The 25,181-nt window shown below is 63.7% G+C and carries 22 protein-coding genes; 17 read left to right on the plus strand and 5 right to left on the minus strand.

What is annotated here, in order from left to right:
- The first annotated feature begins 1 nt into the window (after position 1).
- A complete protein-coding gene (locus ACNAOT_RS20545) occupies positions 2 to 565 on the plus strand; it encodes a GNAT family N-acetyltransferase (RefSeq protein WP_420179189.1) in 564 nt (187 codons plus the stop codon).
- 288 nt (positions 566 to 853) lie between these two features.
- A complete protein-coding gene (locus tag ACNAOT_RS20550; protein WP_420179190.1) occupies positions 854 to 1,627 on the plus strand; it encodes a sugar phosphate isomerase/epimerase family protein in 774 nt (257 codons plus the stop codon).
- An 82-nt stretch (positions 1,628 to 1,709) separates the two neighbouring features.
- On the opposite strand, the gene ACNAOT_RS20555 is transcribed toward ACNAOT_RS20550, so the two are convergent.
- Positions 1,710 to 2,747, minus strand: a complete 1,038-nt coding sequence (locus ACNAOT_RS20555; RefSeq protein ID WP_420179191.1) for a LacI family DNA-binding transcriptional regulator — start codon at positions 2,745 to 2,747, stop codon at positions 1,710 to 1,712.
- Positions 2,748 to 2,944: 197 nt separating this feature from the next.
- Between ACNAOT_RS20555 and ACNAOT_RS20560 the strand changes: the two genes are divergently transcribed.
- The 4 genes from ACNAOT_RS20560 (at position 2,945) to ACNAOT_RS20575 (ending at position 7,035) form a co-directional block, all read left to right on the plus strand.
- Complete coding sequence (locus tag ACNAOT_RS20560) at positions 2,945 to 4,114, plus strand: Gfo/Idh/MocA family protein (protein ID WP_420179192.1); 1,170 nt, start codon at positions 2,945 to 2,947, stop codon at positions 4,112 to 4,114.
- Positions 4,114 to 5,328, plus strand: coding sequence for a dihydrodipicolinate synthase family protein (locus ACNAOT_RS20565; protein ID WP_420179193.1), 1,215 nt, complete (start codon positions 4,114 to 4,116; stop codon positions 5,326 to 5,328). Before ACNAOT_RS20560 ends, ACNAOT_RS20565 begins: the two co-directional genes overlap by 1 nt.
- Positions 5,325 to 6,167 carry a sugar phosphate isomerase/epimerase family protein gene (locus ACNAOT_RS20570; protein WP_420179194.1) on the plus strand — a complete coding sequence of 281 codons (843 nt, stop codon included), beginning with the start codon at positions 5,325 to 5,327 and terminating at the stop codon, positions 6,165 to 6,167. The genes ACNAOT_RS20565 and ACNAOT_RS20570 overlap by 4 nt, the downstream gene beginning before the upstream one ends.
- 694 nt (positions 6,168 to 6,861) lie before the next feature.
- Positions 6,862 to 7,035: a hypothetical protein gene (locus ACNAOT_RS20575; RefSeq protein WP_420179195.1), complete on the plus strand. Its 174-nt coding sequence runs from the start codon at positions 6,862 to 6,864 to the stop codon at positions 7,033 to 7,035.
- 26 nt (positions 7,036 to 7,061) lie between these two features.
- Here the strand turns inward: ACNAOT_RS20575 and ACNAOT_RS20580 are convergent, their stop codons facing one another.
- The 3 genes from ACNAOT_RS20580 to ACNAOT_RS20590 all read right to left on the minus strand — a co-directional run bounded on the left by ACNAOT_RS20580 (position 7,062) and on the right by ACNAOT_RS20590 (position 9,729).
- Positions 7,062 to 7,271, minus strand: a complete 210-nt coding sequence (locus ACNAOT_RS20580) for a hypothetical protein (RefSeq protein WP_420179196.1) — start codon at positions 7,269 to 7,271, stop codon at positions 7,062 to 7,064.
- A gap of 20 nt (positions 7,272 to 7,291) precedes the next feature.
- Positions 7,292 to 8,371, minus strand: a complete 1,080-nt coding sequence (locus ACNAOT_RS20585) for a YihY/virulence factor BrkB family protein (RefSeq protein ID WP_420179197.1) — start codon at positions 8,369 to 8,371, stop codon at positions 7,292 to 7,294.
- Positions 8,372 to 8,523: 152 nt separating this feature from the next.
- Positions 8,524 to 9,729, minus strand: a complete 1,206-nt coding sequence (locus ACNAOT_RS20590; protein WP_420179198.1) for an ROK family transcriptional regulator — start codon at positions 9,727 to 9,729, stop codon at positions 8,524 to 8,526.
- 144 nt (positions 9,730 to 9,873) lie between these two features.
- On the opposite strand from ACNAOT_RS20590, the gene xylA reads away from it, so the two are divergent.
- From xylA to ACNAOT_RS20625, 7 genes are all read left to right on the plus strand, one after another.
- Positions 9,874 to 11,061, plus strand: coding sequence for a xylose isomerase (gene xylA / locus ACNAOT_RS20595; RefSeq protein WP_420179199.1), 1,188 nt, complete (start codon positions 9,874 to 9,876; stop codon positions 11,059 to 11,061).
- A 99-nt stretch (positions 11,062 to 11,160) separates the two neighbouring features.
- Entirely contained in the window at positions 11,161 to 12,591 is a 1,431-nt protein-coding gene (locus ACNAOT_RS20600) for a xylulokinase (protein WP_420179200.1), read from the plus strand.
- Positions 12,592 to 12,660: 69 nt separating this feature from the next.
- Complete coding sequence (locus tag ACNAOT_RS20605) at positions 12,661 to 13,644, plus strand: LacI family DNA-binding transcriptional regulator (protein ID WP_420181206.1); 984 nt, start codon at positions 12,661 to 12,663, stop codon at positions 13,642 to 13,644.
- 209 nt (positions 13,645 to 13,853) lie between these two features.
- Positions 13,854 to 15,620, plus strand: coding sequence for a ribulokinase (gene araB / locus ACNAOT_RS20610; protein ID WP_420179201.1), 1,767 nt, complete (start codon positions 13,854 to 13,856; stop codon positions 15,618 to 15,620).
- Positions 15,617 to 16,324 carry an L-ribulose-5-phosphate 4-epimerase gene (locus ACNAOT_RS20615; RefSeq protein WP_420179202.1) on the plus strand — a complete coding sequence of 236 codons (708 nt, stop codon included), beginning with the start codon at positions 15,617 to 15,619 and terminating at the stop codon, positions 16,322 to 16,324. Before araB ends, ACNAOT_RS20615 begins: the two co-directional genes overlap by 4 nt.
- A 47-nt stretch (positions 16,325 to 16,371) precedes the next feature.
- Positions 16,372 to 17,907 carry an L-arabinose isomerase gene (gene araA, locus ACNAOT_RS20620; protein ID WP_091469776.1) on the plus strand — a complete coding sequence of 512 codons (1,536 nt, stop codon included), beginning with the start codon at positions 16,372 to 16,374 and terminating at the stop codon, positions 17,905 to 17,907.
- Positions 17,904 to 18,800: an aldose 1-epimerase family protein gene (locus ACNAOT_RS20625; protein WP_420179203.1), complete on the plus strand. Its 897-nt coding sequence runs from the start codon at positions 17,904 to 17,906 to the stop codon at positions 18,798 to 18,800. Before araA ends, ACNAOT_RS20625 begins: the two co-directional genes overlap by 4 nt.
- 60 nt (positions 18,801 to 18,860) lie before the next feature.
- On the opposite strand, the gene ACNAOT_RS20630 is transcribed toward ACNAOT_RS20625, so the two are convergent.
- The gene (locus tag ACNAOT_RS20630) at positions 18,861 to 19,877 is read right to left on the minus strand and encodes a LacI family DNA-binding transcriptional regulator (protein WP_420179204.1); all 1,017 of its coding nucleotides are present in this window, start codon (positions 19,875 to 19,877) and stop codon (positions 18,861 to 18,863) included.
- 126 nt (positions 19,878 to 20,003) lie between these two features.
- On the opposite strand from ACNAOT_RS20630, the gene ACNAOT_RS20635 reads away from it, so the two are divergent.
- Genes ACNAOT_RS20635 through ACNAOT_RS20650 form a run of 4 tightly spaced genes read left to right on the plus strand, consistent with a single transcriptional unit; the run spans position 20,004 to position 25,120 of the window.
- Positions 20,004 to 20,411, plus strand: a complete 408-nt coding sequence (locus ACNAOT_RS20635) for an L-rhamnose mutarotase (protein WP_420179205.1) — start codon at positions 20,004 to 20,006, stop codon at positions 20,409 to 20,411.
- A complete protein-coding gene (gene rhaI, locus ACNAOT_RS20640; RefSeq protein WP_420179206.1) occupies positions 20,408 to 21,574 on the plus strand; it encodes an L-rhamnose isomerase in 1,167 nt (388 codons plus the stop codon). Before ACNAOT_RS20635 ends, rhaI begins: the two co-directional genes overlap by 4 nt.
- 4 nt (positions 21,575 to 21,578) lie before the next feature.
- Positions 21,579 to 23,612: a bifunctional aldolase/short-chain dehydrogenase gene (locus tag ACNAOT_RS20645; protein ID WP_420179207.1), complete on the plus strand. Its 2,034-nt coding sequence runs from the start codon at positions 21,579 to 21,581 to the stop codon at positions 23,610 to 23,612.
- 8 nt (positions 23,613 to 23,620) lie between these two features.
- Positions 23,621 to 25,120, plus strand: a complete 1,500-nt coding sequence (locus tag ACNAOT_RS20650; RefSeq protein ID WP_420179208.1) for a rhamnulokinase — start codon at positions 23,621 to 23,623, stop codon at positions 25,118 to 25,120.
- Positions 25,121 to 25,181: the final 61 nt, after the last annotated feature.

Consider the following 25,181-nt stretch of genomic DNA (forward strand, 5'->3'; position numbering starts at 1 on the left):
AATGATTCACAAGCTCACTACACCGTCGGCAAGTTTCCATACCTCCTGGCTGGAAAGTTTTGACGAGTGGGGAACCCTCGACCAGGACGGTTCTGCGGCCTTTGTGGCAGCGAAATACGACTTGGATCTTCGCGACAGCAGTGACTTCGCGAAATGGGTTGAAGTACTGCACGAATTGCCCAGGCAAAGCTTCCGGCCGCCCGAGGGGTTGGCCAACCAAAGCACCATTTGGGTGGTTCGGGATGCTACCTACCTGGGCTCCGTCAGCCTGAGGCACGCACTCGCGAACGAATACCTGACCGAGGTGGGCGGACACATCGGCTACGGAATAAGGCCAAGCGCAAGAGGCCAGGGCCTCGCCAAGTTTGCCTTGAAGGGGGCCATGGAAGAAGGGCGCACGCTCGGAATGGAGCGCGTGCTGGTGACCTGCAAGCAGCCCAATGTGGCGTCCGCCCGCACCATCGAGTCGTGCGGAGGCGTCCTTGAGAGCGTCCGCCCTCCAGCGAGCTTCGCCCCGGAGCTGGGTGTCACCGAATCGATCCGACGATACTGGATCAATCTGTAGCGCGGGGAAGTGCGCGGTCACTGTCATGGCTGACTTGGCGCGTTCTCGCACTTTCCGCGCTTTGCACCAGTAACCTCTGGTGCGCACGGCGGGAACGGGTGCGGCTTTGGTGCCCAGGGGGTGCGCACGGCGGGAACGGGTGCGGCTTTGGTGCCCAGGGGGTGCGCACGGCGGGAACGGGTGCGGCTTTGGTGCCCAAGGGGGTGCGCACGGCGGGAGTCGGGAACAAATGTGTTCAACAGGCGATACGCCCTTACTGGGTAAGCGCATTCCCGATATCCTGTGACCATGATCGACCTCACTACGCTGGCTGACCTCACGCCAGGCATCTGTTCCGTCACTCTCCGTTCGCAGGGGATAGACGATGTGGTCCGAATTTCTTCGGACGCAGGCTTGGCCGGGATCGAGTGGGGTACCGATGTGCACGTCAGCGATTCCGAGTCAGCGGCGCACGCCAAGGAAGCCACGGTGGCGGCCGGACTCAGCGTCCTCTCGCTCGGCTCGTACTACCGCTGCGGCGCGTTCGAGGACTTTGGCCGCGCGCTGGACCTTGCCACAGGGCTTGGCGCTCCCCGGATCCGCGTGTGGGCCGGGGAACTTGGCTCGGCTGGGGCCAACGAGGACCACTGGGATGCAGTGGTCCAGGACACCCGGCGTATTGCCGATCTGGCGGCCGCCCGCGGCATCGCCATCGCATTCGAGTACCACGGCAACACCCTTACCGACTCCCCCGCCACTACCCTCGACTTACTGAACCGGGTGAATCACCCCAACGTCGGCACCTACTGGCAGCCCGCCGTCGGACTTTCGGATAAACAGGCGCTTGAGTCCCTCCACGAAGTCTTGCCGCACCTGGCGGGCGTGCATTGTTTCTCCTGGGGACCCGAAGCCGAGCGCTTTCCACTGCGGAACCGGAAGCTGCTGTGGCAGACAGTCACCGATGTCCTGCGCGGCAACGGCAAGGATATGGACATCATGCTGGAATTCGTTGAGGATGACCTGCCGGAAAACGTCCTCAACGACGCCGCTTTCCTGCACACGATCACACTGGGCGAGGACTAGCGCCGGCTGCTCAGTCCAGCCCATCCGCTGAAATAGGGCCGTTGTGCCTTGACCTCCACGACGGTTATGACTTCTGACCTGGTCAGACTTGCGATTCCACCGGAGTTTCCGTGCTGCGGCGGAGTTTCACCGCGCCGCTGACCGGCGCGGTGTCAGGGTCGCCGGCGGCCAGGCGGCCGATGTCCTCCAACGGCAGGTGCACCGTGGACAAGGCAGGGCGGAAGTCGCGGAGGGTTTCGATGTCGTCAAAACCCGCGATGGTGGCATCCCGGGGAATCCATATGCCTTCGGGCCGGAGAGCAGCGGTAACTCCAATGGCCATGACGTCGTTCACGGCGAAGATGCAGAGCCGTTTTTCGGAGGCCTGGATCCGCTCGGCGAGTGCGGGCCCGGCGTCGTATCCTCCAGCGCGGTTGAAGCCGGTACGGATGATCTCTGCTGCGGGTCTTCCAGCGTCTGCGAGACCCCGCTGAAAGCCGCGGACCCGGTCGTCGGAGGTGTACAGCCCTTCGGGGCCCGCAACGATGAGGAATTCACCACCATGCGTAGCGGCCAATTCCACGGCAAGGCCGGCTGCGAGCTCCTCATTGGGGACTTCAACCACGTGGTAGCCCTCTGTAGTGGAGGCGCCAACCACCGGGTGGCCAACAACCCCCACATGTCCGCCATTGCGGCAGTAGCGGTCCAGTTCCGCGGCGAGTTCGATGTTGCCTTGCTTGTCCTCGGCGCGCACGGACCGCGAGCCGGCGATCACGATGGAGTCGGCACGTCGGGCGGCGAACGCGGCTACTGCTTCTTTTTCGTCCTGCGCGGCGCCGGATGTGCTGGCCAGCAACACCATGCGGTTTTGCTGGCGGGCTGCTTCCTGGACCCCGCGGGCGATGGCGGAGAAGTAGGGGTCGGCAATGTCGTGAACAATGAGGCCGATCAATCCCGAGCTCGACTTCGCCAGGGCCTGCGCCTGCGCGTTGGGAACATAGCCGAGCTTGTCGGCGGCTTCGCGGACGCGCTCCGCGATATCCTCAGCCGGCTTACGGGACGAGCCGTTGAGGACCCGCGATGCCGTGGCAAGGGAGACCCCGGCTAATCGGGCAACTTCACTCAGTGTGCTGGCGGCCACGGGGCCCTCCTTTTCTGCAAGCGTCGGGACTGGCGCTAAGAAAATTATGGCAGTCTTCCACCATTTTTGGGAAAGCGCTTGCCAACACGGCGCGCCATGGTGCATGATCGATTGCAGCGGGAATGCGCTTTCCCACACCAAGAACTGCAAGCACCGGCAACCGCAGAGCGACCGGCACACAAGGCACTGGAGAAAACATGGGCTACGAAACAAAGACGATCCGCATCGCCATGAACGGCATCACCGGCCGTATGGGCTACCGCCAGCACTTGCTGCGTTCCATCCTGCCCATCCGCGACGCCGGCGGCTTCACCCTGGAAGACGGCACCAAGGTTCAGGTCGAGCCGATCCTCGTTGGCCGCAATGAAGCCAAGATCCGCGAACTAGCCGAACTCCACAAGGTTTCCGAATGGACCACGGATCTCGACGCCGTCATCGCCGATCCCACCGTGGACATCGTCTTTGACGCCTCCATGACCAGCCTCCGCGCCGCCACCCTGAAGAAGGCCATGCGCGCCGGCAAGCACATCTTCACCGAGAAGCCCACGGCAGAGACCCTTGAAGAAGCCATCGAGCTGGCACAGATCGGCAAGGAAGCCGGCGTAACTGCTGGCGTCGTGCACGACAAGCTTTACCTTCCCGGCCTGGTCAAGCTCCGCCGCCTGGTGGACGAAGGCTTCTTCGGCCGCATCCTCTCCATCCGTGGCGAATTCGGCTATTGGGTCTTCGAAGGTGACGTCCAGGCTGCGCAGCGTCCGTCCTGGAACTACCGCAAAGAAGACGGTGGCGGAATGACCACGGACATGTTCTGCCACTGGAACTACGTCCTTGAAGGGATCATCGGCAAGGTCAAGAGCGTCAACTCCAAGACTGCCACGCACATCCCCGCACGTTGGGACGAAGCCGGAAAGGAATACAAGGCCACCGCTGACGACGCCTCCTACGGCATCTTCGAACTCGAAACCCCGGGGGGCGACGACGTCATCGGCCAGATCAACTCCTCCTGGGCCGTCCGCGTCTACCGCGACGAACTGGTTGAGTTCCAGATCGACGGCACGCACGGTTCCGCCGTCGCCGGTTTGAACAAGTGCGTTGCGCAGCAGCGCGCCCACACCCCCAAGCCCGTCTGGAACCCGGACCTGCCCGTCACCGAATCCTTCCGCAGCCAGTGGCAGGAAGTCCCGGCCAACGCTGAACTGGACAACGGCTTCAAACTGCAGTGGGAAGAATTCCTGCGGGACGTCGTGGCTGGCCGCGAGCACCGCTTCGGGCTGCTTTCCGCAGCACGCGGGGTCCAGCTGGCCGAGCTCGGCCTGCAGTCCTCCGCTGAGCGCCGCACCATCGACATCCCGGAGATCACCCTCTAATGACGTCACTGATTCTTCCCACCAACGACGGCGGCACCCGCGAGTACCGCCTTCAGGCAGCCACATCGTGGGCCAAGCCGACCGCTCCTTTGACGGCCCGCCGCGCCTATGCAGCAGCCCACGTCATCCCCGAGGTCGCCGCGGACAACACTCCCGGCGCACCGGCGCAGCTCGACTGGGACGCCACCCTCGCTTACCGGCACGAGTTGTGGTCCTACGGCCTGGGTGTCGCCGATGCCATGGACACCGCGCAGCGCGGCATGGGCTTGGACTGGGCAGCCACCCAGCAGCTCATCAAGCGCACCGGCGCAGAAGCCGCATCCGTTGTTGCGGCGGGCGACGCCGCCATTTCCGGCAAGTCCGTCCGCGATCTCGTCTCATGCGGCGCGGGCACCGATCAGCTGGACATCGCTGTGCTTCCCGAGGGTGCAGCTGGTATCCAGGCCGTCATCGACGCCTACCGTGAGCAGATCGCCGTCGTCAGTGAGGCCGGCCCCAAGGTCATCCTCATGGCGTCCCGCGCCTTGGCCAAGGTTGCAAGCGGTGCTGACGACTACCTGCACGTCTACTCGACACTCCTGCAGGAAGTGGATCAGCCCGTCATCCTGCACTGGCTCGGCACCATGTTCGACCCCGCACTGGCCGGATACTGGGGTTCCGACGACGTCTCTGTGGCCACCGAAACGTTCCTCAGCCTGATCCGCGAGCACGCGGACAAGGTCGATGGCGTGAAGGTTTCGCTGCTGGACGCCTCGCACGAGGTGGCTCTCCGCGCCGCACTTCCGGGAGAAGTCCGCCTCTACACGGGCGACGACTTCAACTACCCGGAGCTGATCGACGGCGACGAGACCCACCACTCGGACGCCCTGCTGGGCATCTTCGCCGCCATCTACCCTGCCGCTTCGGTGGCCTTGCAGAAGTACGACGCCGGTCAAGGCAGCGAAGGGCGCGCGATCCTGGACTCCACCCGTGAGCTCGGAAAGCACATCTTCAGCGCACCCACTTTCTACTACAAGACCGGTATTGCCTTCATGTCCTGGCTCAATGGCAAGCAGCCCGGTTTCCAGATGGTGGGCGGCCTGCACTCTGGCCGTTCGGTGCTGCACTTGGCCAAGACCTTCGAACTGGCCGACCAAGCCGGCCTGCTGAAGGATCCGTCACTGGCCGCGTTCCGGATGTCTGACTTCCTGCGGATCAACGGGGTGGGCGCATGAGCGCGGACTTCTCCCGCCTGTCGCTGAACAGCGCCACCACCAAGAAGTGGACGCTTGCTGAGGCTGTGGATGGATGCGCCCGCGCCGGCATCCCCGCGATCGGACCGTGGCGTGACCGGGTGGCCGAGGCCGGACTGGATAAGGCAGCCAAGCTCATCAAGGACGCAGGCCTCCGGGTCTCCTCGCTGTGCCGCGGCGGCTTTCTCACTGCGGCCGATGCTGAAGGGCAGGCCGCAGCCCTCGCCGACAACTTCGAGGCCGTCCGCGAAGCAGTAGCGCTGGACACCCAGGAGCTGTTCCTGGTGGTTGGTGGGCTCGCTCCGGGTGAGAAGGACGTCGTCGCTGCACGCCAGCGCGTCGCCGACCGACTGGAGGAACTAGTCCCGTTCGCTTCCGAGAACGGTGTACGGCTGGTGCTGGAACCCCTGCACCCGATGTACGCCGCAGACCGCGCGCTCATCTCCACCCTTGGCCAGGCCCTCGATCTCGCCGCGCCGTACGACGCGAAGGCGGTCGGCGTCGCCGTCGACACCTTCCACGTCTGGTGGGATCCGGAGCTGAGGGCTCAGATTGAACGTGCCGGCCGCGAAAACCGCATCGCTTCCTACCAGGTGTGCGACTTCAACCTGCCGATCGCTGCGGACGCGCTGTTGTCCCGCGGCATGATGGGCGACGGCGTCATCGACTTCGCGACCATCGGCACCTGGGTCAGGGACGCCGGATACACGGGCGACATCGAAGTTGAAATCTTTAACCAGGACATTTGGGACGCCGACGGCGACACAGTCTTGGAAACCATGAAGCAGCGCTATGCGGAGCTCGTCCTCCCGTTCGCGTAACAACGTGATCCTCCCGCGGATGCCCTAAGCTCCGCGGGAGGATCGCTCCAAAAGCCAGCGGGTTCCTGCCAAGGTCACGGCGGGGGCCCGCTTTTTTGCCACCCATGTTCCTCCGGGCCACAGCTATCACTGCGAAGGTGCGGCCACCACTCACTTTGATTCCTGAAACTGCCCGGACACGCCGCATTGCGGGTGTGTCGCCGCAGTCCCGGGTCCGAAGAAGGTGGTGACGGCGCACCCTCTTTCCAGCATCTCGTGGCCGAGTCCTCTCCATCCGCGCCACGCGTAAATGCCGCGACACTGGGATTCCGGCGGCGGGAGTCGCTTTCGGAGGCGCAATGGGCTTTGCATGACGTTCGCCATCCCCGCTGCCGGAAAAGGCTCGACGGCGGGGGCCCGCGAGCGCCGCCGTCGCATCTTTTAGCGTGCTTGGCTGCTGCGAAGGTACGACCACCACTCACTTTGATTCTGAAACTGCCCGGACACGCCGCATTGGGGGTGTGTCGCCGCAGTCCCGGGTCCAAAGAAGGTGGTGACGGCACACCCCTATTTGTGTCCGCTATAAGTCGTGGAGTGCGCAGGTGAGATAAGTGGTACACAGCTGAAACATTGTGTCGACGAGAGGAAACAATGGCCGCCTACGCTGGTTTTACCTGGACAAAGACGTCCACGAAACCACTGAAAGGACACCACCATGATGCTCTTGAAGACCCTGAATTTTGTCCTCGACGCAAGCGGCAGCCACAGCGGCCCGTCCGGCGAATCCAGCCCCGGGCACTCCCCCGCCATTGCCACGAAGCGCCTGACCTCAAGCGCCTGGGAGGGCTGGTGGGATGACGCAGATCAAGGCTTTCCCGCCGAAGCCTGAGCCTTCAACCCGCCACTGGCCCGGATTCAGGAGGCTCGCGCAGCGAGCTGCACTTTGGCCTTCGGCAGGCCGATAAGGGTGACCAACCCGCCGTCGAGCCCTTCCAATTCCAAGCTGATGTTCCGCGAGCCGTCCTGGGGTTCGACGGAGTTGACTTGGAAAACCTCACCACTGATCCGGACGCTGTCGCCGTTCTTAATGGTCTTGAGCTTCTTGCTCCCTGCACCGGGTGCCATGGCCAGATCCTCCATTGCCGCTACCTGTTCTTTTTCGGCTCGTCACCGTGGGTTTCGCGAAGTTCCTCACCGCGGCGAACTACTTCTTCTTCCTTCTCCTGCATCTTGTCGCTCTTCTTGGTATCGCGCGGCGGAAGCTGGATGCTTTCTTCGGCCTCAATGCCGCCCTGCAGTTGGCGTCCGCGTTCCATCTCGGCGTCGAACTCTGCACCGAACAGTAGGGACATGTTCAGGATCCAGAGCCACAGCAGCATGATGATGACCCCTGCCAGGGCGCCGTACGTCTTGTTGTAGTTGCTGAAGTTGGCAACGTAGAAGCCGAAGCCCAGCGATGCCAGTGCGAAAATCACCAGGGCGATCAGGGAGCCCATGCTCATCCAACGGAACTTGGGCTGCTTGACGTTGGGAGTGAAGTAGTAGAGCACCGCGATGATCGCGACCACGATAATGATGAGGACCGGCCACTTGGCGATGTTCCAAACGGTGAGGGCGGTCTCCGACAACCCGATGGCGCCTCCGATAGCCTCGGCCACGGGGCCGCTGAGGACCAGCATGGCTGCGGCGATGGCTGCACCGACGACGGCAACGATAGTGACGGCGAGCATCGTGCCGCGCAGTTTGACGAAGCCGCGGCCCTCGTCCACTTCATACACCCGGTTCATGGCCCGGCTGAAAGCTGTGGTGTAGCCGGAGGCCGACCAAAGCGCCACCAGAATACCGAAAACCAACGCCAGCCCTGCCGTGTTGGACTGCGTGAGTTCCTCGATCGGCTGGCGCATGGCGTCAACGCCCGGCCCCGGTGCGAACTGTTGGACAATGTCCAGCAGCGCCGATGTTGTGCGTCCGGCGTCGCCAAAGATGCCAATCAGCGAAACCAAGGCCAGGAGCGCGGGAAACAGCGAGAGGACAGCGTAGTAGGTCAGACCTGCCGCCGCATCCGGACACTGATCCTTGGTGAACTCCCGCAACGTCCTCTTGGCAACGTACATCCACGTGGGCTTCACCAGGTCATTGGGACTGTCCGGCTTGCGTGAGTCCTCGGGGGACGGAGCACTCTGCGCCTTGGCTGTGCTGGTGTGGGCTGAGTCTTGTGTAGTCATGGGGCACTCGTCCGTTTGGGTATTTTGCGCGAACAACTGACCCATCAATAGTAAGCATGCTGATGATTCATTCGGAAGAACCCACGCCGGTTAATCCACGCCAATCAGGACCTTCGGCCCCGGAAGATTATCGCGGACCGCATTGGACTGGCCTAAGCCAGCTTGCTCGCCAGCAGGAACTCGAACGGCGACTCAATCACTGAGCGGATCACTTGGCCGGCAGCGCCAAGGAGCGTTCCGGAATGTTCAAGGGCAGACACTGCCAGGTTGCCCGGATCCAGCAGACCGGGCGCGTAACGCTCCAAACTGCTGAGCAGCGCCGGCCTGAGCCATTCCGCAAGCACGGCAAAGTGCCCCCCGAGGACTACGGCTTCGATATCCATCAGCCGGGCAGACGAGGCGAGCGCGACGCCCAAGTACCTCCCGGCGTCGTGAACCGCCCGCGTGGCCCGCGGTTCCCGGGCAGCCAAGGCCGCCAGCAGCAGTTCCGTACGCCCACCCAGCGATCCTTCGGGGATGCCGGCCGCCTCGAAAATGGCTTCCTGGCCGGCAAAGGTTTCCAAGCACCCCGCCCCACCGCAGGAGCAAGCAGGCCCGTCAGGGTGGACGACGATGTGGCCAAGTTCGCCGGCTGATCCGCCAGGTCCGGTGTAAAGTTCCGAACCGATAATGACGCCCCCGCCAACACCCACCTCCCCCGAAACATAGAGGAAGTCCGGCCGACCTGCGCCATACCAAAGCTCTCCGAGTGCTGCACTGTTGGCCTCGTTGGACAACCTGACGCCAAGCGGTGCGCCTTCCAGCAGGTCCTGCGGATTCAGCGCTTCGTGCTCCCAGTGCAGGTTTGGAGCGGACAACACAAGGTTGCGCTGCTCATCCACCAAACCCGGAACCGCCAGCCCGCCGCCGAGGATCGAGATGTCCGCAGCGGCCGCAGCGGCTATTGCTTCGTCGGCCAGGCAACCCAGGCGTTCCATGACCTTTTCAGGCGCCAGGCCCCGGTTTCGCGATTCAACAGTCGAGTGGAATCGGAGATTTCCTCCCAGGTCCACGAGGCCCACGGCCAAGTAGTCCACGTTGATCTCCATGCCCACTACGCCACGGCGGGCGCTGAGTTCCAAGCCCTGGCCGGGCCGTCCCCGCTCCCCGTCCCGGTAAAGGCCCACTTCCGAGACCAGCCCGGACTCAACGAGGTCGGCGACCAGGCTGGAAACCGCCGCTTTGGTCAGTCCGGTTCCCGCGGCCAACTGCGCGCGGCTGGGCTTGCCTTCTCCTGTTCGGGCAATGGAGTCCATCACCAATGAAAGATTTCGACGGCGGACGTCACCTACGCGTCCGGGTGCGGTCTGCTCATTCACTGGCGCGGGACCTCCTTGCAGATTCTAAGAAATTTTTGCCGGCTTCCATTGACCATGATCCATCATCCACCATATAGTTCAGATTGAAAACTAATTGGAGTGCTTTTCTTCAAGTTCTTCCCCAGTGCTTTGCAAAGGAGCAAAATGACCCCGCAGCCCACCCCGCAGGACCGCTTCACCTTTGGCCTTTGGACCGTTGGATGGACCGGCGCCGATCCGTTCGGCGTCGCCACCCGTCCCGCCCTGGATCCGGTGGAAGCTGTTCACAAGCTCAGCGAGCTTGGCGCCTATGGCATCACGTTCCACGACAATGACTTGATTCCCTTTGATGCCACGGCGTCCGAGCGGGACCTGATCCTGAAGAACTTCAAGGCAGCCTTGGCAGAGACCGGCCTGAAAACGCCTATGGTCACCACCAACCTGTTCAGCCACCCGGTGTTCAAGGATGGCGGGTTCACCTCGAACGACCGGTCCATCCGCCGCTTTGCATTGAGCAAGATCCTCCGGAACATTGACCTTGCTGCGGAACTGGGTGCCGAGACCTTCGTGATGTGGGGCGGCCGCGAAGGCAGCGAATATGACGGTTCCAAGGATCTTTCCGCAGCACTGGATCGCATGAAGGAAGGCGTGGACACCGCAGCCGGGTACATCAAGGAGAAGGGCTACGGCCTTCGGATTGCCTTGGAGCCCAAGCCAAACGAACCCCGCGGCGACATCTTCCTGCCCACCGTCGGCCACGGCCTGGCGTTCATCGCGCAGCTGGAACACGGCGACATCGTGGGCCTTAACCCGGAAACAGGCCACGAGCAGATGGCCGGCCTGAACTTCACGCACGGCATCGCCCAGGCCCTGTGGGCGGGCAAGCTCTTCCACATCGATCTCAACGGCCAGCGCGGCATTAAGTACGATCAGGACCTTGTCTTCGGCCACGGCGACCTCACCAGCGCTTTCTTCACCGTGGACCTTCTGGAGAACGGCTTCCCCAATGGCGGTCCGAAGTACGACGGTCCGCGCCACTTCGACTACAAGCCGTCACGTACCGATGGTTACGACGGCGTCTGGGAATCAGCCAAGTCCAACATGTCCATGTACCTCCTGCTGAAGGAACGCGCCCTGGCCTTCCGCGCAGACCCGGACGTCCAGGAAGCACTCACCACGTCAGGCGTCTTCGAATTGGGCGAGGCGACGCTGAACGCCGGCGAGACCACCGCAGACCTGCTGGCTGACGCCAGCGCCTTCGACACGTTCGACGCCGATAAGGCCGCCGAGCGCTCATTCGCCTTCGTCCGCCTCAACCAGCTGGCCATCGAGCACCTGCTCGGCTCCCGCTAGGTCACTCCCACCCACCGTCATCCCGCCGCCGGGCTCCCCAAGGTTTCTCATTACAGGGTTCCTTGACGCCCGGCGGCGGTCCCCATAAGGAATGAGCGCATGCCTCTCGTAGCCGGGATCGACAGCTCCACCCAGTCCTGCAAAGTGGTCATCCGGGATTCAGCCACTGGCGCCTTGGTACGTCAAGGGCGGGCCTCCCACCCGGAGGGCACCGAAGTTCACCCGGACCATTGGTGGTCAGCCCTCCAGGAAGCAATCGCACAGGCAGGCGGTTTGGATGACGTCGACGCCGTGTCTGTTGGCGGTCAGCAACACGGCATGGTGTGCCTCGATGAGTCCGGAGACGTTGTCAGACCCGCATTGTTGTGGAATGACACCCGCTCGGCCCCGGACGCGGAAGCGTTGATCCTTGACGCCGGCGATGGCGATGCCACGGCAGGCGCGTCCTACTGGGCATCGCACACCGGAACCGTCCCGGTGGCATCGCTGACGGCCACCAAGCTTCGATGGTTAGCCCGAAACGAACCCGCTAACGCCCAACGGACAGCGGCGGTTTGCCTACCCCACGATTGGCTGTCCTGGCGGCTGGCCGGACACGGGCCCGGAAGTGGGCCGGCCGCCTTGGATCTCCTCCGCACAGACCGTTCGGATGCTTCCGGCACGGGCTACTACTCTGCCAGCAGCGGCGAATACCTTCCAGAAGTCCTCAACAACACGCTCGGCCACGTTCCCGTCCTGCCCGTTGTGGCCGGGCCATTGGAAACTGCGGGAAAGACACCTGGCGGGGCACTGATCGGGCCCGGTGCAGGCGACAATGCAGCAGCAGGTCTGGGAGTAAGTGCGAGCGTCGGGGACGTAGTGATTTCAATTGGAACGTCGGGGACAGTCTTCGCGGTTTCAGATGTCCCGGCGCTTGATGCAAGCGGGCTCGTGGCAGGCTTCGCGGACGCTACCGGCAACTATCTGCCGCTGGCCTGCACGCTCAATGCGACGAGAATCTTCGATGCCACAGCTGCACTACTGGGCATCACCCTGCCGGAGCTCGGCGACTTGGCACTCTCTGCTCCGGAGGGCGCCGAAGGGCTGACCCTCGTCCCATACTTCGAGGGCGAACGAACCCCTAATTTGCCGGAAGCGTCCGGCTCCCTCCACGGCATCACCGTTTCCAATTACACTCCCGCCAACATGGCACGGGCCGCTGTAGAGGGTGTGTTGTGTTCGCTGGCCGACGGGCTGGCCGCCTTGCAGGAACAGGGGGTCTCCGCCCAGCGCATCATCCTGGTGGGTGGGGGTGCGCAATCGACTGCGGTCCAGCAGATCGCCGCTGCAGCCTTCGGTGTGCCGGTGTTCGTCCCCGAACCAGGAGAATACGTGGCAGACGGCGCGGCCCGGCAAGCTGCAGGCGTGCTGACAGGGAGCTTGCCGGAATGGCCACTCGAGGGAACAGAGGTTGTTCGCGGAAATATCGCCGAGAGTCCCGAATTCCTGACGAGGTACCGCCACTACGCTGCCAAGGTGGCCAAAAGCTGATCGACGTCGCGGGTGCTCTATCGTGACAGGGTGAGCACTGAAGAAACCGCACCGCCCCGGCCTCCTGTCATGGAGGACGTTGCCCGAGTGGCAGGTGTCTCCCACCAGACCGTCTCCCGGGTGTTGAACAACCACCCCAATGTGAGCTCCAAGACCCGCGAGCGCGTGGAGCAGGCCATCACAGAGCTGGGGTACCGTCGGAACACCGCCGCACGAAGCCTGGTAACACGGCGATCCCAGACCATTGGCGTACTCGGCAGCGAAATGGCGCAGTACGGGCCATCGCACACGCTCCTCGGAGTCCAGCAGGCGGCGAGGGAGGCGGGCTATTTCGTCAGCGTCGCAGCCCTGCGCGAAGTGACGCCGGAGACCATTAAGGACGCCATGGCGCACTTCATGGACCAAGGCGTCGACGGCGTCGTAGTAACGGTGCCCCACCCGGGGACCTTTGGTGTCCTCAAAGACATCACCGCCCAAGTCCCCATGGTCGCTGTGGGATCCATCGGCGACGAACACCTCACGGGTGCCACTGTGGACCAGCGGCAAGGCGCGCGTCTCGCCGTCGAGCATCTCTTGGAACTGGGGCACCAACGGATCGGACACTTATCCGGGCCCTCCGATTGGATTGACGCCGCTGCCCGCATCGAGGGTTGGCGGGATGCCCTAACAGACGCCGGGGTTGAACCCGCGACGCTCATCGAGGGCGACTGGAGCGCCGAATGCGGGTACCGCGAAGGCTTGAAAATCGCCGGTGACCGCTCCGTATCGGCTCTCTTTGTCGCAAATGACCAAATGGCCCTCGGCGTTCTCCGAGCGTTCCATGAACTCGGCGTCCAGGTACCGGAGGACATCAGCGTGGTGGGCTTCGACGACCAACCGGAGTCGGCATACTTCATCCCGCCGTTGACAACGGTGGCCCAGGACTTCGAGGAGCTCGGCCAGCGCTGCATCGCCTTGCTATTGGACCGGTTGGAGAGCGGCACCACCGGCACGCCTGCCACGGTGGCGCCCCGGCTGGTAGTCCGCTCCACCACGGCTCCCACCTCCAAGTAGGTAGCAGCAGTGCGCGTTCTGAGCGCTCAAAACGACGTCTGCCGCTACCTACTTGGGTGCGCCTTCGCCTGACCTCCGCCATGAGCACCTGTTCCACATGGTCCCCTCTTGACATCAAAGTTGTGAGCGCTAACAATTACATCAGACCTTCTTCACTTTTCCACCCCGACCCCCGGCAATGAGGCCTTGGCCAGCCGGATGGAGACCCCATGAATACTTTTGAAAATCTCCCGCTGGACGAGCAGTTCGTTGTCGGCGTGGACTATGGCACTTTGTCCGGCCGCGCCGTCGTCGTGCGCGTTTCGGACGGAGCAGAACTCGGCAGCGGCGTGTTCGAGTATCCGCACGCCGTCGTGACGGAAAAACTCCCGGGTACCGGCCAGCGCCTCCCAGCCGACTGGGCCCTCCAGGTGCCCAATGACTATCGCGACGTCCTGCGCAATGCGGTACCGGCCGCCGTCGCCGATGCCGGAATCAACCCGGTAAACGTGGTGGGCATCGCCACCGACTTCACCGCGTGCACCATGGTTCCGACGACGGCGGACGGCACGCCGCTGAACGAACTGGAACGCTTCGCCGACCGGCCGCACGCGTTCGTCAAACTGTGGCGCCACCACGCGGCCCAGCCGCAGGCGGACCGCATCAACCAGCTCGCTGAAGAACGCAGCGAGTCCTGGCTTCCCCGCTATGGCGGCCTGATCTCCTCCGAATGGGAATTCGCCAAAGGGCTGCAGCTCCTCGAGGAAGATCCCGAAGTCTACGGCGCCATGGATCACTGGGTTGAGGCCGCGGACTGGATTGTTTGGCAGCTTTGCGGCAGCTACGTCCGCAACGCCTGCACGGCTGGCTACAAGGGCATTTACCAGGATGGAAAGTACCCCTCCGAGGACTTCCTGGCTGCCCTCAATCCTGATTTCAAGGACTTTGTCAGCAGCAAACTCGAACACACCATCGGCCGCTTGGGCGACGCCGCCGGTTACCTCACCGAAGAAGCCGCGGCTTGGACCGGGCTTCCGGCGGGAATCGCCGTGGCAGTAGGCAACGTGGACGCCCACGTCAGCGCGCCGGCCGCGAACGCTGTTGAACCAGGCCAGCTCGTAGCGATCATGGGCACTTCCACCTGCCACGTAATGAACGGGGACGTTCTCCGCGAAGTCCCCGGCATGTGCGGAGTCGTCGACGGCGGCATCGTGGACGGCTTGTGGGGCTACGAAGCAGGCCAGTCCGGAGTTGGCGACATTTTCGGTTGGTTCACCAAGAACGGGGTCCCGCCGGAATACCACCAGGCCGCCAAAGATCAAGGCCTGGGCATCCACGAATACCTCACCGGACTCGCAGAAAAGCAGGCCATCGGCGAGCACGGACTGATCGCCCTGGACTGGCATTCCGGCAACCGATCAGTGCTGGTTGACCACGAACTTTCCGGCGTGGTGGTGGGCCAGACCTTGGCCACCAAACCCGAGGACACATACCGGGCTCTGCTGGAAGCCACGGCTTTCGGGACCCGCACCATCGTGGATGCGTTCCGCGATTCGGGTGTTCCCGTCAGGGAATTCATCGTGGCCGGTGGTCTCCTGAAGAACAAGTTCCTGATGCAGGTCTACGCTGACATCACTGGCCTGCAGCTTTCCACCATCGGATCCGAGCAGGGTCCCGCCCTGGGCTCGGCAATCCACGCCGCTGTTGCTGCCGGGAAGTACAAGGACATTCGTGAAGCAGCCGCCGCCATGGCAGCTGCACCCGGCGCCGTTTACACTCCCATCCCCGAAAACGTGGCCGCCTACGAGGTCCTCTTCCAGGAATACAAAGCTCTGCACGACTACTTCGGCCGCGGCACCAACAACGTCATGCACCGCCTCAAGGCCATCCAGCGCGCCGCGATCCAGGGTTCAGGACAACAGGGTTCAGCACAACAGGGTTCAGCACAACAAGGCCAGGCCACCCAGTCCGGCACCTTGGAAGGAGCCACAGCATGAGCACCCTTCAGGAAACAATCGCGAAGGTCCGCAAGGAAGTCTGCGAGTTGCACGCCGAACTGACCCGGTACGAACTTGTGGTTTGGACCGCCGGCAACGTTTCGGGTCGGATCCCGGGACATGACCTCATGGTCATCAAGCCATCGGGCGTCTCCTATGACAACCTGACGCCCGAGCTGATGGTGGTCACCGACCTCTATGGCACACCTGTGAGGGGCATCAACACCGGAAGCGCCGGGACCGTGGACTGGGGCAACCCGGACCTCTCCCCGTCATCGGATACCGCCGCGCACGCGTACGTCTACCGCCACATGCCGGAGGTGGGTGGCGTGGTCCACACGCACTCCACCTACGCAACGGCCTGGGCTGCCCGCGGCGAGGAAATCCCCTGCGTGCTGACCATGATGGGCGACGAATTCGGGGGGCCCATTCCGGTGGGACCGTTCGCGTTGATCGGCGACGATTCCATCGGGCAGGGCATCGTGGAGACGCTCAAAAACTCCAACTCTCCCGCGGTGCTCATGCAGAACCATGGCCCCTTCACCATCGGCAAATCCGCCCGCGACGCCGTCAAGGCTGCGGTCATGTGCGAGGAAGTGGCCAGGACAGTCCACATTTCCCGCCAACTCGGCGAGCCGCTGCCCATCGACCAAGCCAAGATTGAATCCCTCTACGACCGATACCAGAACGTTTACGGCCGCTAAAGCGCCGCCGCTAAACCATTCGGACCACCACACTCCAGGAGCACCCCATGCCTACCGCCGTCAATACTTCCGCTAACAACACTTCCCTCGACCAGTACGAGGTCTGGTTCCTCACGGGCAGCCAGCACCTCTACGGCGAGGATGTCCTCAAGCAGGTCGCAGCGCAGTCGCAGGAGATTGCCAACGTCCTCAATGCCAACAGCAACGTTCCGGTCAAGCTCGTGTGGAAGCCCGTCCTCACCGATTCCGATGCCATCCGCCGCACCGCGCTGGAAGCCAATTCAGACGATTCCGTGATCGGCGTGACCGCCTGGATGCACACGTTCAGCCCCGCCAAGATGTGGATCCAAGGCCTGGATGCCCTCCGCAAGCCCCTGCTTCACCTGCACACGCAGGCTAACCGGGACCTTCCCTGGGCTGACATCGATTTCGACTTCATGAACCTGAACCAGGCAGCCCACGGCGACCGCGAGTTCGGATATATCCAGTCGCGCCTCGGCGTGCCGCGGAAGACCGTCGTCGGGCATGTCAGCAACCCTGAGGTTGCCCGCCAGGTTGGTGCGTGGCAGCGCGCCTCGGCCGGATGGGCCGCCGTCCGCACGCTGAAGTTGACCCGCTTCGGCGACAACATGCGCAACGTCGCCGTCACCGAAGGCGACAAGACCGAAGCCGAGCTCCGCTTCGGCGTCTCCGTGAACACGTGGTCCGTCAACGAGCTCGCCGACGCCGTACACGGCGCAGCAGAGTCCGACGTCGACGCTTTGGTTGCAGAGTACGAGCGCCTTTACGACGTGGTTGACGAACTCAAAGCAGGCGGCGACCGTCACGAGTCGCTGCGTTACAGCGCCAGGATCGAGCTGGGTCTCCGCAGCTTCCTGGAAGCCAACGGCTCCGCAGCCTTCACCACCTCTTTCGAGGATTTGGGGGCGCTGCGTCAGCTGCCGGGAATGGCCGTCCAGCGTCTCATGGCCGACGGTTACGGCTTCGGCGCCGAGGGCGACTGGAAGACCGCGATCCTGGTCCGCGCCGCCAAGGTGATGGGCGGCGACCTGCCCGGTGGCGCGTCACTCATGGAGGACTACACGTACCACCTTGAGCCCGGCTCCGAGAAGATCCTGGGCGCGCACATGCTGGAGGTCTGCCCGTCGCTCACCGCCAAAAAGCCGCGTGTTGAGATCCACCCGCTGGGCATCGGCGGCAAGGAAGACCCTGTCCGCATGGTGTTCGACACCGACGCGGGCCCCGGCATCGTCGTGGCGTTGTCCGATATGCGCGATCGGTTCCGCTTGGTGGCCAACGTGGTGGACGTCGTCGATCTCGACCAGCCACTCCCCAACCTGCCCGTAGCCCGCGCACTCTGGGAGCCAAAGCCCAACTTCGCTACCTCGGCCGCAGCGTGGCTCACCGCCGGCGCCGCGCACCACACGGTATTGTCCACGCAGGTGGGCCTGGACGTATTCGAGGACTTCGCCGAAATCGCCAAGACCGAACTCCTCACCATCGACGAAGGCACCACCATCAAACAGTTCAAGAAAGAACTTAACTGGAACGCCGCGTACTACAAGCTGGCCGGCGGCCTGTGAGCACCGAATTCACCCTGAGTGCGGGCGGCTACACCGCCGTCGTGACCGCCCGCGCGGCTGCGCTGCGCGTCCTGCAATTTGAAGGCCGGGACCTCGTGGTCCCGTTTCCGGAGGGCGGCCCGATCCCTGACTACCGTGGCGTTATTGCCGCGCCGTGGCCCAACAGGATCGCGGACGGCGCGTACAGCTTGGACGGCGTCGAGCACCAGCTTCCTATCAACGAACCGGAGCGGGCTACTGCGCTGCACGGGCTTGCGTTCCCGCTCGATTGGGCCCTGAAAGAGTCCGACGCCGGCTCGCTCACATTGACGTGCACGGTAGGGGCCACACCGGGATACCCGTTCGTGCTGGAGCTTTCGGCCCGATTCATGCTGGACGACGCCGGACTTCATACGTCCGTCACAGCAGTCAATGCGGCGGACGTCGCCGCCCCTTACGGCGTGTGCCCGCACCCTTACCTTGTGGCCGGCACATCACCGCTGGATGAGTGGGTTCTCGAGTTCGCCGCCGACTCTTACCTGGAGGTCACGCCGGACCGGCTGCTGCCCTTGGGTGTCGTCGGCGTGGAAGGTCACGAGTTCGACTTCCGTTCCCCGCGGGCCATTGGCAGCACGGAAATCGACCATGCCTTCACAGGAATAGCGTTCGACGGCGGGCTGGCGCGGGTGTCGCTACGCGACCCGGCGGGCACCGGCGTCGGAATGTCCTGGGACGAAAGCTGCCCGTGGCTGCAGATCCATACGGCTGACAAGCCGGCACCCGTCCCGGGCCGAATTGGACTGGCGGTGGAGCCCATGACGTGCCCGCCGGATGCCTTCAACAGCGGCACGGACCTGATCCGACTTGAACCCGGCACCCAACACACGGCGTCCTGGAGCATCTACGCCCTGTAGCTCCCCAACTGGGTCGCATTAGTGCGCGTTTTGACCGCCCAAAACGCGCACTAATGCGACCTACTTGGGTGCGCCGGCGGTGCTTTGGCGGACCACCAGCTCGGGGGTGAACACCACGGACCGGTGTTTGGTTCCGCCACTCTCTTGCTCCTCGGCGAGCAACTCAATCGCCGTCCGGCCGAGCGCCTCGGTGGGCTGTCGGATGGACGACAGCGGCACCACTGCGGAGATGGCGAAATCGATGTCGTCGTACCCAATGAGGGCGATGTCCTCCGGAATACGAACGGTTCGCAGCATCGTCAGGGATTGCATGACTCCGAGTGCCAGGAGGTCGTTGGAGCAGAAGACGGCTTCGGGCCGCTCTTCCGGGGAGCGTTCCACCAAGCTGTTGCCCACTTTGCGGCCGGTCAGGACGGTCTGCCCCTCTGAGTCGAGCACCTCGATGGTGGCATCCGATACTTCACTGACAGCGCGCTGCGCGCCCTTGAGTCGGCTGGCCACCTGGCGGATGGAGGGCGTGCCAACAAAAGCCAGACGACGGCGGCCCAGGTCCAGCAGGTGCTTGGCGGCCAAGTAACCGCCTTCCTCGTCATCCACGGAGACCGAGCTGCAACGATCGGTGTCTGCGAGTTCATCCACCAGGACTGTTGGGACTCCTCGTTCGCGCAGGGTATCGATCCGCTGACCCACGTCACCCACCGGCGAAATCAGCAGGCCTTGGACACGCTGTTCTTGGAACAGATCCATGTAGTGGGCTTCGCGCGAAGCATCCTGGCCGCTATCCCCCACCAGGACGACACTGCCCAAAGTCGCCGCCGCATCTTCCGCCGCACGGGCCACGGAGGAGAAGAAAGGGTTTCCAACGTCGAGCACGATCAAGCCGATGGTCCTGCTTTGGCCGGCGCGGAGCTGGCGGGCGGCGTCGTTGCGGACAAAGCCAAGTTCAGCGATGGATTTCAGGACACGTTCCTTGGTCCTCTGCGAAACCCGATCCGGATAGTTCAGCACATTGGAAACAGTTCCCACTGCTACCTGGGCGTGGGTTGCAACGTCTTTGATGCTGGCTGTCTGGGACATGCTTTCCGATCTCCGCTGGCTGACGTCAATGTGTTGGAAACGCCTTGACACCCTCCCGTTTACGAGGGTAATTTGAATCGTAACAAATGAAACGATTCAAAGACGAGTGACCCTGGAGATCCGCACATGAGGGTTTGTTTCCGCTCTTCAGTCCAGCCGGAACTGATGGCCGAGTACAAGCAGCGCCACGCCGCCGTATGGCCGGAGATGCTGTCCGCACTGAAAAACGCAGGGTGGAACAACTACTCACTCTTCCTTGCTCCGGACGGCCAATTGATCGGCTATCTGGAATGCGAAGACTACGAGGCAGCCCAGGCCCGCATGGCCGTGACTGAGGTCAATGCCCGCTGGCAAGCCGAGATGGCCACCCTCTTCGCAGACAGCGACGTCCCTCCGGACCAGGGCTTCGAGGTCATCGAGGAAGTCTTCAACCTTGAAGACCAGCTTGCCGCGGCGGGTGTCGTCAAAGATGCCACCAGCGCCGCACACATAGATAAAGACTCCGCCCACGATTATCAAAAGGAACAAGCATGAACACCACAGAATCGGCCCTGGGCCGTCTAGGGGAACTGGCCATTGAAGTGCCGTCCTGGGCCTACGGAAATTCCGGGACCCGATTCAAGGTCTTCGGCACTCCGGGTACTCCGCGCACCGTTCAGGAAAAGATCGCCGACGCCGCCAAGGTCCACGAGCTGACGGGCCTGGCCCCCACCGTGGCGCTGCACATTCCGTGGGACAAGGTGGATGACTACGCCGCCCTGCGCGAGTACGCCACCGGCTTGGGCGTTGGGCTGGGCACGATTAACTCCAACACTTTCCAGGATGACGAGTACAAGTTCGGCTCCCTGACCTCGTCCAATGAGTCCGTGCGGCGCCGCGCGATCGATCACCATGTGGAGTGCATCGAGATCATGCACGCCACTGGTTCCAAGGACTTGAAGATCTGGCTGGCCGACGGCACCAACTACCCGGGCCAGGACGATATCCGCGGCCGCCAAGACCGCTTGGCAGAGTCCCTCCAGGAGATCTACGCGGGCCTCGGCGACGAGCAGCGCCTGGTCCTGGAGTACAAGTTCTTCGAGCCGGCTTTCTATCACACCGATGTTCCGGACTGGGGTACTTCCTACGCGCAGACCCTTGCCCTGGGTGAGAAGGCGTTCGTTTGCCTGGACACCGGCCACCACGCCCCGGGTACCAACATTGAGTTCATCGTGATGCAGCTGCTGCGCCTGGGCAAGCTGGGTTCCTTCGACTTCAACTCCCGCTTCTACGCCGATGATGACCTGATTGTTGGCGCGGCTGATCCGTTCCAGTTGTTCCGGATCATGCACGAGGTCATCCGTGGTGGCGGTTTCGGAAAGGATTCCGGCGTCGCGTTGATGCTGGACCAGTGCCACAACCTTGAAGAGAAGATCCCGGGCCAGATCCGCTCGGTCCTCAACGTCCAGGAAATGACCGCCCGCGCCCTGCTCGTGGACACTGCCGCGTTGTCCGAAGCCCAGCGTGCCGGGGATGTGCTGGCCGCCAACGGCATCTTCAACGATGCCTTCTACACCGATGTCCGCCCGGTCCTGGCCGAGTGGCGTGAATCCCGCGGCCTGCCCGCCGACCCGATGGCCGCCTACAAGGCCAGCGGTTACCAGAAGAAGATCAACGAGGACCGCGCAGGCGGCCAGCAAGCCGGATGGGGCGCGTAACACCATGAGCAAGACTGTTGAAGAACTGATCAACCGTTCCAACCGCCTCGGCGCGGACAAGCGGAACACCAACTTCGCGGGCGGCAACACCTCCGCCAAGGGCATGGAGAAGGACCCGGTGACGGGTCAGGATGTTGAGCTCCTGTGGGTCAAGGGCTCCGGTGGCGATCTCGGCACCCTGAAGGCTGAGAACCTTGCTGTGCTCCGGCTGGACCGGCTGCAGGCACTCAAGTCCGTTTACCCCGGCGTCGAGCGTGAAGACGAAATGGTGGCCGCGTTCGATTACTGCCTGCACGGCAAGGGCGGCGCAGCGCCGTCGATCGATACCGCCATGCATGGCCTGGTGGACGCCGCCCATGTGGACCACCTGCACCCGGATTCCGGCATCGCGATTGCTACCGCCGTGGACGGCGAGGCACTGACCTCCAAGGTATTCGGCGACAAGGTTGTTTGGGTGCCTTGGCGCCGCCCTGGCTTCCAGCTGGGCTTGGACATCGCCGCGATCAAGGAAGCCAACCCCCAGGCCATCGGCACCATCCTGGGCGGCCACGGCATCACCGCGTGGGGCGCCACGTCCGAAGAGGCCGAGGCCAACTCGCTCTGGATCATTGACCAGGCCGAGAACTACATCAAGGAAAACGGCAAGTCCGAGCCCTTCGGCGCCACCCTCCCCGGCTACAGCGCACTCCCGGAGGCAGAGCGCAAGGCCAAGGCTGCTGCCCTCGCACCGGTGATCCGCGGCCTGGCCTCCACGGACAAGCCGCAGCTGGGGCACTTCAGCGATGACGCCGTCGTTCTTGAATTCCTTGAGTCCGAAGAGCACCCGCGCCTCGGCGCGCTGGGCACCTCCTGCCCGGACCACTTCCTGCGCACCAAGGTCAAGCCCCTGGTCCTGGACCTCCCGGCCGACGCCTCGATCGAAGACTCCGTGGCCCGCCTCAAGGAACTCCACGCGGCCTACCGCGAGGACTACCAGGCGTACTACGACCGCCATGCTGACGAGAACAGCCCTGCACTCCGCGGCGCGGACCCGGCCATCGTGCTGGTTCCCGGCGTTGGCATGTTCTCCTTCGGCAAGGACAAGCAGACCGCACGCGTGGCCGGCGAGTTCTACATCAACGCCATTAACGTGATGCGCGGCGCCGAGGCCATCTCCACCTACGCCCCGATCGAGGAATCCGAGAAGTTCCGCATCGAGTACTGGGCGCTGGAAGAAGCCAAGCTCGCCCGCATGCCCAAGCCCAAGTCCCACGCCACGCGCATCGCGTTGGTGACCGGTGCGGCGTCGGGCATCGGCAAGGCGATCGCTACCCGTTTGGCGTCCGACGGCGCGTGCGTCGTGATTGCCGACCTGAACCTTGAGAACGCACAAAAGGTGGCCGAGGAACTGGGCGGCTCCGACGTCGCCATCGGCGTCCAGGCCGACGTGACCGACGAAGCCCAGATCGCCGCCGCCATCCAGGAAGCCGTGCTCGCGTTCGGTGGCCTGGACCTGGTGGTCAACAACGCTGGCCTGTCCATTTCCAAGCCCCTGCTGAAAACCACCGAGAAGGACTGGGACCTGCAGCACAACGTCATGGCCAAGGGCTCGTTCCTGGTGTCCAAGGCCGCAGCCAAGGTGATGATCGATCAGGGCCTGGGCGGAGACATCATCTACATCTCCTCCAAGAACTCCGTGTTCGCGGGCCCGAACAACATCGCCTATTCGGCCACCAAGGCTGACCAAGCGCACCAGGTTCGCCTGCTCGCTGCTGAACTGGGCGAGTACGGCGTCCGCGTCAACGGCATCAACCCCGACGGCGTGGTCCGCGGCTCCGGTATCTTCGCCGGCGGCTGGGGCGCCAAGCGCGCCGCGGTGTACGGTGTGGACGAGCAGGAACTGGGCAAGTACTACGCCCAGCGCACGCTCCTGAAGCGCGAGGTCCTGCCGGAACACGTGGCCAACGCCGCATCCGTGCTCACCAGCAACGAGCTGTCCCACACCACCGGCCTCCACATCCCCGTGGACGCCGGCGTCGCAGCAGCATTCCTCCGCTAGGACTGACAGTGAACAACGGAACCACCGCGAGCACCGCCCCGGCACACGCCGGGGCGGTGTCCGCTCCTAACGTGTTTGCCGCCATCGACATCGGCGCCTCCTCCGGCCGCGTCATGCTGGGCCGTGTTTCGCCTGCATCCGGCGTCTCCCTCGAGACCATTCATCGCTTTCCCAACGGGGTTGTAGAGCTCGACGGCGGCCTCCGCTGGGACTTCGATGCCCTGTTCGCTGAGGTGCTCAAGGGCCTGGCGGCGGCCGCTGCCGTGGCACGTGGGAACGGCGAGCGCATCGTCAGCGTCGGCATCGATACGTGGGCGGTCGACTACGGCCTCGTGGACAAAACCGGCGCGCTCACCGCGCAACCGTACAGCTACCGGGACGAACGGAGCCGCGCCACTGTGGAGCGGGTCCATGCGGTCATTTCGCCGGAGAAGTTGTATGCCACTACTGGCTTGCAGTACTTGCAGTTCAACACGGTGTACCAACTGGCGGCAGAGCCGAACCTGGACGGGTTGCAGGCTCTCCTGATCCCGGACCTGATCGCCTTCCGGCTGACCGGTGAGCGCCGGACCGAGGCCACGAACGCCTCCACCACCGGGCTCTTCGACGCCGTTTCGGGCCAGTGGGCCACGGAGTTCCTGGATGCTCTCGGCTTGCCCCGGAACATCTTCCCGCCGCTCGTCCAGCCCGGTGAAACCGTGGGCACCCTGCTGTCCGCGGTCCTTGAGCAAACGGGGCTGCCTGCGGACACTACGGTGGTGGCAGTTGGGTCGCATGACACTGCTTCGGCGGTCGCCGCCGTCCCCGCTGATCAGGAAGACTTTGCATACATCTCCTCAGGGACCTGGTCCCTTGTGGGTGTGGAGTTGGACGCCCCGGTGCTCACCGAAGCGAGCCGCAAGGCCAACTTCACCAACGAACGCGGCGTGGACGGCACCATCCGCTACCTCCGCAACGTGGGTGGCCTGTGGCTGTTGAGCGAATGCCAGCGTACGTGGGCTGCCCAGGGATTCAGCCAGTCGCTCCCGGCTTTGCTTGACTCAGCTGCTGCGCTCCCTGCCGGAGGTCCGCAGATCAACCCGGACGATCCTGCCTTCACGGCCCCTGACAACATGCCGGACCGTATCCGCGCGGCCGTGCGCAACACCGGCGCGGTGCTCCCGGACCGGCCTGCCGCCGTCGTGCGTTGCATTATGGATAGCCTCGCTGCCGGGTATGCCCGAACGCTGGCCGATGCCGAGCGGCTCACCGGCAGCAGCACCGGCGTGGTGCACATCGTGGGTGGCGGTTCGCAGAACCGGCTTTTGTGCCAACTAACCGCTGATGCGACCGGCAAGCCCGTGATCGCCGGACCTGTGGAAGCGACTGCGCAGGGCAACGTCCTGGTCCAGGCACGGGCAGCCGGGGCGGTGGCCGGTGTGCTGGCCGAACTGCGTGCGCTGGTGGTGGCAGGAACCGCACTGGAACACTACGTGCCGGCGGCCGCCCTGCAGTCCAGCCGTTCGTGACCGTGTTTGGACGGGGAATGGCCCGGGAGTCTGGTACGTCACAGCGCCGGATGAGGGTGCC

The organism is Paenarthrobacter sp. TA1.8 (assembly GCF_048595705.1).
Taxonomy (GTDB): Bacteria; Actinomycetota; Actinomycetes; order Actinomycetales; family Micrococcaceae; genus Arthrobacter; species Arthrobacter nitroguajacolicus.

Coding starts and splice junctions, on each gene's coding strand:
- xylA (WP_420179199.1), top strand. CDS start 9,874: ATGACCCCGCAGCCCACCCCGCAGGACCGCTTCACCTTTGGCCTTTGG.
- ACNAOT_RS20560 (WP_420179192.1), top strand. CDS start 2,945: ATGGGCTACGAAACAAAGACGATCCGCATCGCCATGAACGGCATCACC.
- ACNAOT_RS20585 (WP_420179197.1), bottom strand. CDS start 8,371: ATGACTACACAAGACTCAGCCCACACCAGCACAGCCAAGGCGCAGAGT.
- ACNAOT_RS20605 (WP_420181206.1), top strand. CDS start 12,661: ATGGAGGACGTTGCCCGAGTGGCAGGTGTCTCCCACCAGACCGTCTCC.
- ACNAOT_RS20645 (WP_420179207.1), top strand. CDS start 21,579: ATGAGCAAGACTGTTGAAGAACTGATCAACCGTTCCAACCGCCTCGGC.
- ACNAOT_RS20575 (WP_420179195.1), top strand. CDS start 6,862: ATGATGCTCTTGAAGACCCTGAATTTTGTCCTCGACGCAAGCGGCAGC.
- ACNAOT_RS20545 (WP_420179189.1), top strand. CDS start 2: ATGATTCACAAGCTCACTACACCGTCGGCAAGTTTCCATACCTCCTGG.
- ACNAOT_RS20630 (WP_420179204.1), bottom strand. CDS start 19,877: ATGTCCCAGACAGCCAGCATCAAAGACGTTGCAACCCACGCCCAGGTA.
- ACNAOT_RS20600 (WP_420179200.1), top strand. CDS start 11,161: ATGCCTCTCGTAGCCGGGATCGACAGCTCCACCCAGTCCTGCAAAGTG.
- ACNAOT_RS20570 (WP_420179194.1), top strand. CDS start 5,325: ATGAGCGCGGACTTCTCCCGCCTGTCGCTGAACAGCGCCACCACCAAG.
- araA (WP_091469776.1), top strand. CDS start 16,372: ATGCCTACCGCCGTCAATACTTCCGCTAACAACACTTCCCTCGACCAG.
- ACNAOT_RS20550 (WP_420179190.1), top strand. CDS start 854: ATGATCGACCTCACTACGCTGGCTGACCTCACGCCAGGCATCTGTTCC.
- ACNAOT_RS20565 (WP_420179193.1), top strand. CDS start 4,114: ATGACGTCACTGATTCTTCCCACCAACGACGGCGGCACCCGCGAGTAC.
- araB (WP_420179201.1), top strand. CDS start 13,854: ATGAATACTTTTGAAAATCTCCCGCTGGACGAGCAGTTCGTTGTCGGC.
- ACNAOT_RS20635 (WP_420179205.1), top strand. CDS start 20,004: ATGAGGGTTTGTTTCCGCTCTTCAGTCCAGCCGGAACTGATGGCCGAG.
- ACNAOT_RS20580 (WP_420179196.1), bottom strand. CDS start 7,271: ATGGCACCCGGTGCAGGGAGCAAGAAGCTCAAGACCATTAAGAACGGC.
- ACNAOT_RS20615 (WP_420179202.1), top strand. CDS start 15,617: ATGAGCACCCTTCAGGAAACAATCGCGAAGGTCCGCAAGGAAGTCTGC.
- rhaI (WP_420179206.1), top strand. CDS start 20,408: ATGAACACCACAGAATCGGCCCTGGGCCGTCTAGGGGAACTGGCCATT.